General features: G+C 37.6%; 8 protein-coding genes and 2 pseudogenes. 1 reads left to right on the forward strand and 9 read right to left on the reverse strand.

What is annotated here, in order from left to right:
* Position 1: 1 nt before the first annotated feature.
* Positions 2-672: pseudogene (locus EJF25_RS20985) on the forward strand (LytR/AlgR family response regulator transcription factor); the annotation flags it as partial.
* Between the two features lie 28 nt (positions 673-700).
* Here the strand turns inward: EJF25_RS20985 and EJF25_RS20990 are convergent.
* The 9 genes and pseudogenes from EJF25_RS20990 to EJF25_RS26685 all read right to left on the reverse strand — a co-directional run bounded on the left by EJF25_RS20990 (position 701) and on the right by EJF25_RS26685 (position 13,575).
* Complete coding sequence (locus EJF25_RS20990; protein WP_125042596.1) at positions 701-1,699, reverse strand: glycoside hydrolase family 43 protein; 999 nt, start codon at positions 1,697-1,699, stop codon at positions 701-703.
* Between the two features lie 47 nt (positions 1,700-1,746).
* The gene (locus EJF25_RS20995) at positions 1,747-4,428 is read right to left on the reverse strand and encodes a hypothetical protein (protein ID WP_125042597.1); all 2,682 of its coding nucleotides are present in this window, start codon (positions 4,426-4,428) and stop codon (positions 1,747-1,749) included.
* Between the two features lie 188 nt (positions 4,429-4,616).
* Positions 4,617-6,071 carry a basic secretory protein-like protein gene (locus EJF25_RS21000; protein ID WP_125042598.1) on the reverse strand — a complete coding sequence of 485 codons (1,455 nt, stop codon included), beginning with the start codon at positions 6,069-6,071 and terminating at the stop codon, positions 4,617-4,619.
* Between the two features lie 151 nt (positions 6,072-6,222).
* Positions 6,223-8,541: a GH92 family glycosyl hydrolase gene (locus tag EJF25_RS21005; protein ID WP_125042599.1), complete on the reverse strand. Its 2,319-nt coding sequence runs from the start codon at positions 8,539-8,541 to the stop codon at positions 6,223-6,225.
* 17 nt (positions 8,542-8,558) lie between these two features.
* Entirely contained in the window at positions 8,559-9,350 is a 792-nt protein-coding gene (locus EJF25_RS21010) for a basic secretory family protein (protein ID WP_125042600.1), read from the reverse strand.
* A gap of 18 nt (positions 9,351-9,368) precedes the next feature.
* Positions 9,369-11,707: pseudogene (locus EJF25_RS21015) on the reverse strand (GH92 family glycosyl hydrolase).
* A 248-nt stretch (positions 11,708-11,955) separates the two neighbouring features.
* A complete protein-coding gene (locus EJF25_RS26675) occupies positions 11,956-12,885 on the reverse strand; it encodes a helix-turn-helix transcriptional regulator (protein ID WP_370685735.1) in 930 nt (309 codons plus the stop codon).
* Positions 12,860-13,111 (reverse strand): hypothetical protein, encoded by a 252-nt coding sequence (locus tag EJF25_RS26680; RefSeq protein ID WP_370685736.1) that lies wholly within the window; start codon positions 13,109-13,111, stop codon positions 12,860-12,862. Before EJF25_RS26680 ends, EJF25_RS26675 begins: the two co-directional genes overlap by 26 nt.
* A complete protein-coding gene (locus tag EJF25_RS26685) occupies positions 13,108-13,575 on the reverse strand; it encodes a hypothetical protein (protein ID WP_370685737.1) in 468 nt (155 codons plus the stop codon). Before EJF25_RS26685 ends, EJF25_RS26680 begins: the two co-directional genes overlap by 4 nt.
* Between the last annotated feature and the right edge of the window lie 35 nt (positions 13,576-13,610).

Raw genomic sequence — 13,610 nt, forward strand, 5'->3', positions numbered from 1 at the left:
GAAATGGTTTAATAGCAATCCAATGCCTGAGAACTGGTATTCATGGATATTCATTTGGCAGATGGCTCCGCTTTCGAGATATTCGAGCATATCCATATTACATGTCCGATTATATTCGCCACGACTTATGAAGGATACGCTTTACGCGCATTTAAAGCAAATAGCATCGACTACTTGTTGAAACCTATCTGCAAAGAAGACGTAGAACATGCTTTTGAAAAATTGGAAAGTTTGCAGAATTCCCCCTTCAAAAATAAAGATGATTCACAAACGCATGACAATGAATTACCGCAATTAATTCATTCCCTCTAAAAACAAGAAAACTATAAAACACATTTTCTCATTCCTCTGAAAGGAGATAAATTATTACTTGTTTCAATAGACATGATACAATTGTTCTATGTCAAAGACTGTCAGGTAAAAGGAGTTTTGGCAGACGGAACGGAACACTATTTTCCTCAAACGTTGGATGAGCTTACCGATTGCTTAAATCCGACACTATTCTTCAGGGCTAATCGCCAATATCTGGTTTCAAGGGAAGCAATTAAAGACATTGATTTATGGTTCAACAGCCGTTCATCTATAAATCTGCGATATTTGGGGAATCAAGAAAAGATATTAGTCAGTAAGGCAAGAGTTGCAGAATTTAAGGAGTGGTTCTCAAGAAAATAAGCACCACTCCTATAAGTTATAATATCAATTAACGAGATTTTTTTAGAGGACTAGCCTTCACTCCTTCGAAAGTCATCTTTACAGGCTTTATATACCCATCTTTATCAAAATACAATCGGTCAATGCAAGTTTCACGGCTATTAGCCGCTGTTTCTCCTAACGGACGGCGATGATAAATAATGTACCATTCATCTTTACCCCGACCTTTTACCAAAGAATGATGACCAGCCCCAACAGCTACAGAAAGATCTTGTTCCAAAATCTTTCCGACTCTCTTAAATGGACCGAAAGGAGAATCTGCAATAGCATATGCCACACAATAATCAGGACCACCCCATCCGCCTTCAGACCACATGAAATAATATTTTCCTTTTCGTTTCAACATAAACGGACCTTCCACATAATTTTCGGGAGTTACTTCCTTATACATAGTCCCATCTTCAAAAGGAACTATACTCAATAAATCCGGAGCCATCTTTACCATATTACAGTGTCTCCATCCACCATAGTACATATAATACTGTCCATCATCATCTTTAAATACATACTGGTCGATAGGTTGCGCTCCATTAATAATTTTATCTATCAACGGTTTACCCAACGCATCTTTAAAAGGTCCTGCCGGATTATCAGCTACGGCTACTCCAATTCCTCCCAGTTCATTATTGTTCTGGATGTCATTAGCACCAAAGAATAAATAATATTTCCCATTTTCCTGAACGACTGCCGGTGCCCATAATGCACGTCGTAGCCAACTAATATTCTCTTTTTCAATTACTCTGGGATGCTTTTTCCAATTTACCAGATCAGTGGATGAGAAGGCATCCATAAAAATCTGTTCATCATAAGGGGCCGAATATGTCGGATAAACCCAATATTCCTTATTAAACACAACTCCCTCCGGATCAGCATACCATCCTTCAAAAATGGGATTACCGCTAGTCTCCTTAGCGCTAGAAGCATTCTGGGCGCAAAGAGAGGTAGAACAACCTAATACTATAGAAAGAAAAAGGTTTCTATACTTCATATTACATTAAATTTAAATTAATATATAACTAACTTTTATCTAAAAAACTATTTATCAGCTACCGGTATCGTTGAATAAGTAACACTTCCAATCCGACCATCAGTCATGGTTTCCGCCTGAATGACCAAAGGAGTGGAATACTGATTATTATAACATTCGATTACAGCCTTTCCTTCTGCATCTGTCTTTACAGTAGGATTCCAATAAAGAGTACGTCTCTTATCGACCCTATCCATGTACAACTGTTTTTGCGGATAAGAAGGAGAATAACATTCCAATACAGGTGTGTACCCCTGTATGACAGTCTTGCGGGTTCCCCACGCTGCAGTTTCATTCTTATTCATAATATCATGGCGAGGGAGAGGTATCAGATATACAAATATAAACTCATCTAAATTTGTCACATCTAATTTTTTATTAGTATTCAAAGTATTACTATTACTTGTACTACCATTATTTGTAGAACTAAGATCGCCCGGGTCTGTTCTATTCATATCATCTGTCATACTGCGATCATCAGAAGTACTAAGATCCAACACATCATTTACACCAGATAGACTGGAATTGTTAAGTATCTCATCACGAATAGCCTGACTTCCTTTACATATAATCATTGAAGCCAATCCGTCAATCTCAGTCAACATCATCTTTTCTTCAACACGAGACAAAATTTTACCATCGAAAATAAACTTCATTGGCTTCAACCGATAAGTGTATGAATCATCTCTTTTATCCCAAAGAAATTGCCGACTCTGTATTTCCAAGAATTCAGGAATCGAATTAACAATTTTTCCTTGATCACGCAACAAATCAACAATCTGACGCACATCATAGTAAGCGTCTATACTCTTTTCACTGATTTTCGTATCCATGTAACCTTTGCGTTTTTTACTCTTGACGACAACTTCATCCAACAAGAAGTCACTTTCTACTCTACGAAGAGAATCCAGATAAAGAGAATCGAAATCATCTACTACTTGTCTCCATTGATCCAAATCTTTCCATTCTGGATGAGATTCCAAATAATCAAGAGGCCGTACTTTAGGAGAGAAATTACGATCAATCATAATAGAAGCATCCTTATTACGATTTTTATTCAATCTACGTGTTTGGAATAAAGCCTCCTCACTTCCTTCAAAGTCCTCCATAGGAATAGAAAAACGCCCATTCTCATCTGTTACAGTTTGCCCGGTAATAATACCTTCTTCTTTTTTAATCATTACACTAAGACCGATATTTTTCAATTCATTCTTTAGAATAGTCGATTTTACCTGACCATTCAGGACCAACTGTGATTCTGGTCTTTGTAGTGGTGTGTATGGAGTAACTCCGATTATTTGTTCCATATCATATTTACGCCATCCATGTACTAACATCAAGATATCCAGTTCTTGCAGCTTTTTAGTATCCATGTCAACTAAGTAATAACCTGGTTGATGAATATAACCTTTCAAATCGGAGGTAAACAAAAGATCGGTAAATAGATTGTTATCATACTCCAAATAATCAGAGCGTAATGCATCTCGTACACTTACAGACAAATTACCTGCTATAGGATTCCCAGACGAATCTTTTAGCTGCAACTCACAACGAATAGGCGCATATGGTTCATAGACTCTTTTCAATCCAGAAGCTGATATACGTAAAGGCGCTTTAGGAAAACAAAAAGTAAAACGCTCACATAATGTATGTCCTGCGCGATTGATAAGACTAATCTGAATAACCCCCGAAGGCAAGTCACGAGTACGCATCGTCATCTGTTGAGGTGCATCTGCTTGACAATATATTGTTTTATAAGCATAAGGTCTACCGGCATGGCTAATAAAAATAGCCAAAGAATCTTGGGCTGTTTTTGCATCACAGAATACATTTACCGAAAGAACACCTGAGGCATTGTCCACCTTCATCACATAGCCTGATGAAAGTGCTTTCGGAAGTTCAAACTTATATTCATTTCCCTTAAAGTTTACTTTAGCAACAGCCGGCGAAGATGTGGGAGTATAATTAAAATGTCCCATACCGTCGTGCATAGTTTCTAATTTTGCGAGTTCTTTTCCGTCAGCAGAATAAAGTGCTCCAGATAATTGAATGTCTCCATCACGATTACTTTCTGCTTTAAAAGCGACACGTGACTCTATTCCTTCCACTAACTGCCCGCCCTCAGGAAAGAATCCTATATCTAATTTCTTTTTAGTTATCTCCGGACGTTGATCCATAGAGGTACTCAAATCATAATTAGTAATATTACGTTCCGACTGATTCCCTCTTGCTAATTGGTATATTGGGAAAGTACGTGAGAAATATTGTGGTTCACTAAATCCTAACATCCAACGAGTATAAGCCCGCACTTCATAGTAACCGGACAACAATGACTTAGGAAGAGCTATCTGTCCGCTTCCTTGTCCTTGAGAGAGTTTTATAATTTGCTTGTCCCTGATATGCCCCGCCTGATCTATTAATTCCACATACAATGGTCGACTTATCTCACTAAATGTTGGCTGTTCCGCAAGAGTTACATAAGCCTTAAACCAAATTGTGTCACCTATATAGTAGCTCGTATTATCAAAATGCAGATAAGCTTTCTCACGTGGATAATTTGAAGCAAAAGTTTGTGCCTGTTTCATATACTGTTCAAATATACCACCTTGAGTTGGAAGCTCTTGTCCAACTACAATTGTAGCTAGCAGATTGCAAACTACAAGAATTAAGAATAGTCTTTTGTTTTTCATCTCTATAAGATTTTGTGGTTCAAATATAACTATTTTTAAATAGCAATGAAAAAATACACAAATAAATGATAGCAAGAAAGACTAAATTGAGACGATTTTATCCTTTTTTGAAGCATTTGATATTATAATTATCTCCTTTCATAAATTCTATTCTAACTCTGTTATCATAATAAAACAGCAGCCAGGCACTATTTTAAATACCCTTTCTCCAATGCTTCTTCTTTCACATCCTTCAAATAGAGATTCCATAATTGTTCTGCCTCATACTGTTCTCCAAGAATTTGATGAATAGCTTTATCAAACGACCAATGATCTATTTCTTTTATTGTACGATGAAACTTACGAACGAAATCCCCATCAAAATTACGTAACCACATCAAGAAACAAGCAGAAACACGATAAGGAGTCAGCCATTTCTTCTCACTCTTTTCTCCTTGCAAACCAGCACCAATACGTTCTTTATCTCCAAATCCTTTTGCTATAAAACGTACTGCATCTGCCATACCTTCTAAACCTACAAAATAATGGTCTGCATTTTCTGTTTTTTTATAATTGGGATAATGTTGATAAGCATGTGTCAATTCATGAAGGAAAATACCAGTCTGCTCGTTTTTTAAAACATTAAAATTACTTCTTTTATAATAATTTTCAAGATAAGGAGCATTCAACTTCATACGTGCTTTCCCCTGATGATGGCTTAAATATGCAGGAGTGCCCCCATCAAATCCTTCCTTCTCTTTTACCATAGCTCCAACCACATTAGTCAGTTGCTTGATATTAATAATGTCGTCACCCGGAGCATAAAGTACATTAACTACTCGTAATATCACACGTTTATAGAATGAATCGAAATTTCCAACCAGTTCATTTACATTCTCAGCCTTATGTTCTGTTGCTACCACCATCGGGTCATTCTCCGGTTTATCAAGGAGTATCTTTGCATACAGTTGTACAATAGATGATTGACGCATCGAATCATCTATGCATACATTTATATTCTCGGGTAACGAAAAGGATTTCCACTTATCTTCTAAACTTATTTCCCGGGCATTAACAGCAAAAGAAGAAGTATAAAAAGTGTCTATACATTGCTCGGGTATATAAGCCAATCGTACCATAACATCCTGAGAAGTGGTAACAACTGTATTTCGTTGTCCGGCGAGTAACAAATGTCTTTGTTGGTTACGCAAGTTAGGATAACTAATCTCTGCACCAATATATTTTCCTAATTGCTCATTATTCTCCGGTTTGTCTTTCCATATAATAGTAAATTCGTCTATTTCACGGTCAAGATAAGCATCTGACGGTTGTTGAGGAGATAATTTTTCTTGGTACTTATTCCCATACACCTGAACAACAGCCTTGTAAGGAATAAAAGAACTCTTTTTATCCTGTTGTTTCAGCACTACTTTATAAGACTTCTCCTTTAAGTTTTCTACCCGAAACGTTTGATCTCCTTTTAAATTGAATTTATACTTCCGAGATCCCACCTTCAATAAATAAGCATTCTCTATCGTTCCGTCACCTTCTTGCTTCACTACAACACTGTTTCTTCCACCAAAAACATTCACTTTAAAGTCTTTAGAGAAAGCGGGTAATGAAAACAAGAAAGCTATAAGTAAAACCATTAGCTTTCTTTCCATAATTATCTTTATTATTTTATCTATTCATCCCTACAATCTTCAATACATCCACAATCAATAGATTATGAACACACATAAGAAGAAATATATAGATTAAACTTCTAGTTATATTCTTACGGTTTTTCCAGGATTAACAATACGCAAATCTATTCTATTTTATATATTGATATTTCATCGTTTTCCCGGGTAATGAAAGTGAAGGAGGTACTGCCTCATCAGATATAGCCCGTTTATAATTCGGTTTAGCACTCATCACAAATCGAAGTTTTACACCATCGCGAACATCATCGTATGTTAGATAAGACTTATCATATTTCTTATCATTCACATATAACTCTTTCACATATACATTCTTTGGTGACCAATTATCCGCCTTCATCTCGATCATCTTACCATTACTCATACGAATAGTAATTGCTTTAGCACAAGGAGAACCAATATTGTAAATATTGCTCGAAGGAGCAATCGGATAGAAACCGATACAATTAAACATATACCATGCAGACATCTGTCCACAATCATCATTTCCACTCAACGCATCCGGTGTGTTGCCATAGAAACGATCTACGATTGTACGAACCCACTTTTGACATTTCCATGGTTCTTTCAGGTAATTATATAAATAAGCTATATGATGACAAGGCTCATTGCCATGCCAATAAGCGCCAATGCGTCCTTGAATATCATGTGCTCCGGGAATATCATCCGGAAGTTCCACTGTAAAAAGATCGTCAAGGCGTTTTCGGAACAGTTCTTTTCCGGCCTCGTTCATATATCCTTGAACATCCTGTGGAACATACCAAGTATACTGCAACGTGAAACCTTCTGTTATATCTCCCCAACCATTTACAGAACCAGGTCCTTGATAAGCTACAGGAGTAAACGGAGTACGCCAGTCACCTTTACTGTCACGTCCACGCATATATTTCGTTTCCGGATCAATCAAAGTCTGGTAAGAAAGTGCACGATTCAGGAAATAACGATAATCGTCTTCTTTGCCTAATTTCTTAGCAGCCTGCGCAATACAATAATCATCGTAAGCGTATTCCAGTGTTTTAGATACCGACTCAGCTTCTTTGTCAAAAGGCACATACCCCATCGAACTATATTCCGGCAAACAATCATAATGTGGATTCGTTGCCGTAGTCTTCATTGCCTCATAGGCACGTTCGTAATCAAATCCCTTAACACCTTTTACTATCATATCCGCCAATACAGAAACAGCGTGATAGCCAATCATACACCAAGTCTCATTCCCATAAAATGACCAGATAGGCAACATTTTTTCTACACTCTTATCGTAGTGAGCTAACATAGAATTGGCAATATTCGCATTTACATCTTGCTGAACCAAATTGAACCAAGGATGCAAGGCACGATAAGTATCCCATAAAGAAAATACAGTATAGTTCGTAAAACCTTCCGCTTTTTCAATATTCTTATCCAATCCCCGGAAACTACCGTCAGAATCCTGAAATATGAAAGGATGCAAAGCTGCATGGTAAGCCGAAGTATAGAATGTTTCTTTCGTTTTCCGATCAGCTTCCAATGTATATTTATTCAACTCCTTCTCCCAAAGTTCCTCTCCTTTTGCCTTCAAGTCATCAAATGTCATACCATCCAACTCCTTTATATTCTGCATAGCTCCATCTGTGCTAACGGCAGAAATAGAAGTTTTTACAGTAACAACCTCTCCTTGTTCTGTGTTGAAAGAAAGACAAGCCATCAAATTCTTACCCCAGGCTTCGTTACAACTACGGAAACGAGAAGTGTTGTAAATAACAGGTTTCTTATCCTGCATAAACCGAAGTCCGTCGAGTTTCTTTGAAAAAACAGCCGTAAAATAAACGTGACGTTCCGGTCCCCATCCCTTTACCAGCTTATAACCCGTAATTGTAGAATCGTTAATCATACGCAGATTTGACCACTCACAAGATTGCCATAAAGTATGATTCATGTCAATCATAATAAATGCTTTGTCCGATTTAGGAAAAGTAAAGCGGAAAATTCCACTACGCAAACCAGAAGTCATCTCAGCCTTCACATTATAATCTGTCAGTTTTACTGCATAATAATTGGGAGTTGCCCATTCCTGTTCATGTGAATAACGTGAACGATATCCTTTATCAGGTTCCTCATGGGTACCCGGTTCCAATTTCATTTCTCCTGTTCCCGGTATAAACAAGAAATCTCCCAAATCCGGAATTCCCGTGCCACTTAAATGTGTCAGGCTAAATCCCATGATCGTTGGATGGTTGTATTTATATCCTGATGCTGCATCATAGAACTTAGCATCTGTATCCGGACTTATCTGGATTCCTCCAAAAGGGATTTGAGCTCCCGGATAAACATTTCCATATCCATCCGTTCCCACAAATGGATTCACATACTCAATCAATTTTTCGGTTTGAGCCATGCCTGGCAAGGTTGCCAGACATGACAAAACCAAAAACAACTTCTTTCCAGTCATTCTCATCGCGATTTATTTTATGCTTGTATATCTCCTACTGCTACTTGATATTCGTGCCATAAGTCATCTATGTTATACTCCTTACCTAACACATGCTTAATAGCTCCATCGAATGACCAAGGTACAACTTCCAATGTACTACGATTAAATTTCCGTAAGAATTCCGGATCTTTATTGTCACGCAACCATACGAAGAAATAACCTGCGGTACGATAACCGTCCATATAATTTCCTCCTTTCGGCCGAGCTCCCGGTCCAAATCCTCCGTTAGCTACACGTACAGCATCCGCCATACCCTCAATAAAAGCCCAGAACACACGACTATTACCATAATTTCCAATACCTTGAGGTTCCAACTGATAAGCATGAGTCAATTCATGCAGAAGTACTCCACGAGTCTCAAAGAATAGTTTTGCTGTATCATTTGCCGCGAATGACTTTTCGATGTGACGTGTACTATAGAAAATAGAAATATTTCCATGATCACCACCTTTGGCAGAAACTCCATCAATATCTTCCAAAGTATAATGAATCTTATACACCGGCACAATACTATCTTTGGGAGAATTATAAAGTGTAGCCAATACGGTACGTGCCTGTTCTTTAATATATGATTCAGCATCCGGAATAATCCGATGATAAATATCGGACCCTTTCGAATTCGGAGCCTTATCCTCAAACAATACGGTTCCAACATTATATTTTTTCCATAAAACCTCTGCTCCATCTTGCTGTCCTTTTTTACTTGTAGAACAAGCTCCTATTCCTACCAACAAGAATAATCCATAAAATAAATATTTCTTTTTCATATCAAGTATTTTTATAATTTAGTTTACCCCATTTGTTAATGAGTATGGTTTATCTTCTGCTGCAAGTCCACGACGTTTATTCGGAGAAGAACTCATCTTAAATTCCCAAACGCCTCCCTTTAAGATGTCTTCATGAGTAACATACATTTTATCATAAGCTACACCATTTATCTTTAGAGAATGAACATAGCGTTTTTTATCACTAACTTCCGGAGCTTTAATCTCCAGCGTCTTTCCATTTGGAAGCTTCAGTTTCAAATATGGCAAATAAGGAGCTCCCAGCACATATTGGTCAGTTCCGGGACAAACAGGATAAAATCCCATTACGGTAAACAGATACCACGCTGACATCTGTCCGCAATCATCGTTTCCTCCCAGACCGTTAATATCGTTTCGGTACATACGATTCAAAATATCACGTATCCAGAATTGAGTTTTCCATGGCTGAGAGGTCCAAGCATATAAATAGGGGACATGATGACTCGGTTCATTACCATGAACATAGCCACCTACCAGACAATCTAAAGTAATATCTTCATTATCTGCATAATATTTTTCAGGCAAATGCATAGAAAACAGTTCGTCTAATTTCTCTACAAATTTCTTTTCCCCTCCCATCAAATCCATCATACCAAATACATCATGAGGTACATGAAATGAGAAATTCCAAGAATTACCTTCAATAAAACCTTCACCATAAGTTTGCAACACATCAAAATCTTTCTTAAAGGTACCATCACTATAACGCGGACGCGCAAAGCCAATTGTCGTATCATAAATATTCCGGTAATTCAAAGCACGTTTCCGATAGTTCTCTGCTACTTCCTTATTACCAGCTTTTAAAGCTGTCTGATAAATGGTCCAATCATCATACGCATACTCCAATGTAGAAGATGCTGCTGTTCCACTTTTATCCAAAGGAATATATCCCAACTTCATATAGTCTGCAACTCCTTCATAATAAGGAACAGTCGAAGTACTTACCATCGCAGCCAAAGCCTCATCTGTATTTGTAAATACACCTTTTGTAATAGCATCTGACAATACAGATACGGCATGATACCCACTCATACACCAATTCTCATTCCCCATATGACTCCATACAGGAAGCATTCCATGAACACTCTGCTGTTGATGTTTGATCATTGATTCCACCATATCTGCATTACGATCCGGTTTAATCAGATTCAAAAATGGATGTTGGGCACGATAAGTATCCCATAAAGAGAAAATTGTATAATTAGTAAAATCTTTAGCCTGATGAATATTATGATCTAACCCACGATATGAACCGTCTACATCCATGTAAACTGACGGATTGATCATCGTATGGTAAAGTGAAGTATAAAACATCGCCTTTTGATCCTGTGTTCCTTCTATCTCATAATGATCCAACTCATCATTCCAACTTTTGCGGGCAGCTTCAGCCAACTGTTCAAAACTTTGTCCTTCAGCTTCTGCACGGAGGTTCTTGATTGCCCCTTCTGTACTTACCGCAGAAAGTGCTACTTTTACGACTAACTCAGGTTGTTGTTCTGTATCAAAGTTGAAATAAGCAACAATCTTGCGTCCCGTAATCTCCGGAAAATTCTTTTCCAGTTTAAAACGACGCCAAAAACCATTGTATAATACCTTTGCTTTATCTTTATATCCGTAATCTTTTATCGGTTGAGACAAGGAAATAGCAAAATAGGTATAATTGGTACGCGCCCAACCATTCGTAATACGATAACCGGTCAGCAACGTGTCATTTTCTACCCGTAAATTAGCCCACAGCACCTTACCGTCATAATTATAAATGCCATGTGCAAGATCCAATACTAAATGACCGTTTTTATCTTTAGGGAAAGTATATTTATGTACTCCTACCCGTTGTGTAGCAGTTAGTTGTGCCTTAATACCATAATCGTCCAGTATAACCTCATAATACCCGGGAGCTGCTTTTTCAGTAGCATGGTTAAAACGTGAACGATACCCCTCATCCGGATTTTCTGCTCGCCCGGGATTCAACTTCAATTCACCAACAGCAGGCATTAAAAGAATATCTCCCAAATCCGAATGTCCTGTTCCGCTCAAATGCGTATGACTGAAACCAACAATTGTTTTATCACGATACTGATAACCTGCACAATATTCATAAGCATTTTTTGATAAGCCCCATTCACATTATGAGGAATTGTATCTGTGTCCGGACTTAACTGTATTAAGCCAAAAGGAGTACAAGAACCGGGAAACGTATGTCCCATCCCGTTCGTCCCAATGATAGGATTAACATAATCTACAGGTTGTTGTGCGAACGTAGAGGAAATTCCCAATAGTAGAGTCGCAGTGAAAGAGAATAGTTTATTTTTATTCATGTTCACGAATTAAGATATTAAAAAGTTATCAGATTATATATTCATCAGCAAATTTAAGACCTTCACAAGCAATCTTAATCCTCCAGAGTGACAAATTCCTGTCAATCCGGATTTGTCCATTTAGAGCACATATAGGTCAATTAGAGCACAAGCTATAATACTGAAAATCAACCAATATTAATTTATGATGTACAATTAGAGCACAAACTTAAATACAAATTAATAATAACAGCATAGTCATCTTCTTTTTATTTTGTGTGTTGTTCCCGGTAATCCTTGGGTGTCATACCAAAACGGCGGGTAAATTCTTTATAAAAATAAGAACGGCTAGCTATACCCACATCAGTAATCACATCTTGGATAGACATATCATTATTCAGCAACAGACGTGCAGCTTTCTCCATCCGATAACTCTTTATCAAATCACCTGGAGCTACATCTGAAATTTCTTTGAACTTCCGATAAAATTGGCGGGGACTCATTGCCATACGATCAGCAATCAGAGTTGAACCTAATTCTTCCTGATTCAGATTCTGCTCAATCACTTGTAACATTTTACGAATAAAATCAGCCTGTTCCGGCGTGTTACAAACAATCTGTCCGGCAAGATCACCCAAATCCTCCATATAAATCTGCTTCACTTGATACTTGCCATAAATTGCATTATGAACAACCTCCCGCAAGAACAAAATATCATAAGGAAGTACAATATAAGAGTCAGACCATAAAATTAATTCGCGCTGGATGGACGAACTAACTTTCCAAGTCAGCATAGGAATAAATGCAGTTTTCGAAAGTAATGAACGATTCTTACTAATATATTCCATAAAAACACTTTCGGCATTCGCATACATCGTCATATCAACCAAAAACAGAGAGGGTGACGAACGATGTATTTCTTCAAATGCATGCTGCACACTCTTCACTTGCATTACGGTATATTCATCAGCCAGAAAGTTTCCAATCAACCAAGCCATTTCATCTCTATCTTCCAATAAAAGAACCGTTTTCTTTTTCTTACCTCCCACTTCCGTCAAAATTGCCGGTTCAAAGGTTATCGTCAGTTGTTTCTCATCTCCCTTGTCAGTATAATGAAGTTTTGCATCAATCCGTTCTAAAGCAGACTGCACAAAACACAATAACAACTGAACACTAAACGCACGGTCCGAGCTTCTCACAACATCCGAAGTAGTTTTTACCGGAAAGATGTTCAAACAACATTTTAGCCGTATCGTCTGTAGACAAGAAAAGCAACAGCATCTTCCCACTTTCTTCCTTTACATCTACTGTAACACCCAATATGCCTTTTGTTTCGGCTACCCAGAGATAACAATAATAAAGAATACTATGTAATGCATTCTTATAAATGGGGAAAGTAAAATCCTTCGGTATGACTGATTTCACAATAGAACTATCAATCCCTGCTCTTTCAATGTATGCAACACAGCTAACGAAACTTCCTGTATACACATACGAGCTGCTACAATAAAACGATCCGGAAAGAATTGCTTAAGTTCCCTTCTATTCAAGTTATCCGGACTAAGCAAAGCTGCCATTACAGTTTCACGGATTAATTCTACCGTCTCAATACGTTGTTCATAAGATATGTTTTCTGCACGTAACTGATCACAGAAATTATATATAAAAGTAAAACGATCAAGCACATCCCGATTACAAGAATCAATACCTGCACTTTCCTGACGACTTTCTATCCCGCGCAAACGCTTCATCATACGTTCCTGAAGCAAATTCTTACGAAGTAAATAAACCAGATATCCAAATAGCATGATCAACAATAAGCCATAAATGATATAGACTGTCAGCGAACGATACAAGGAGAAAGAACATGGACAGGAATAGAGAAACACCGATACTCCGTATCAAATACATCATTTTTATATCG

Source organism: Bacteroides faecalis, assembly GCF_003865075.1.
GTDB lineage: Bacteria > Bacteroidota > Bacteroidia > Bacteroidales > Bacteroidaceae > Bacteroides > Bacteroides faecalis.

What these genes read in the sequence shown, in the direction of transcription:
- EJF25_RS20995 (WP_125042597.1), bottom strand. Translation starts at nt 4,428, where the DNA reads ATGAAAAACAAAAGACTATTCTTAATTCTTGTAGTTTGCAATCTGCTA.
- EJF25_RS20990 (WP_125042596.1), bottom strand. Translation starts at nt 1,699, where the DNA reads ATGAAGTATAGAAACCTTTTTCTTTCTATAGTATTAGGTTGTTCTACC.
- EJF25_RS21005 (WP_125042599.1), bottom strand. Translation starts at nt 8,541, where the DNA reads ATGACTGGAAAGAAGTTGTTTTTGGTTTTGTCATGTCTGGCAACCTTG.
- EJF25_RS21000 (WP_125042598.1), bottom strand. Translation starts at nt 6,071, where the DNA reads ATGGAAAGAAAGCTAATGGTTTTACTTATAGCTTTCTTGTTTTCATTA.
- EJF25_RS21010 (WP_125042600.1), bottom strand. Translation starts at nt 9,350, where the DNA reads ATGAAAAAGAAATATTTATTTTATGGATTATTCTTGTTGGTAGGAATA.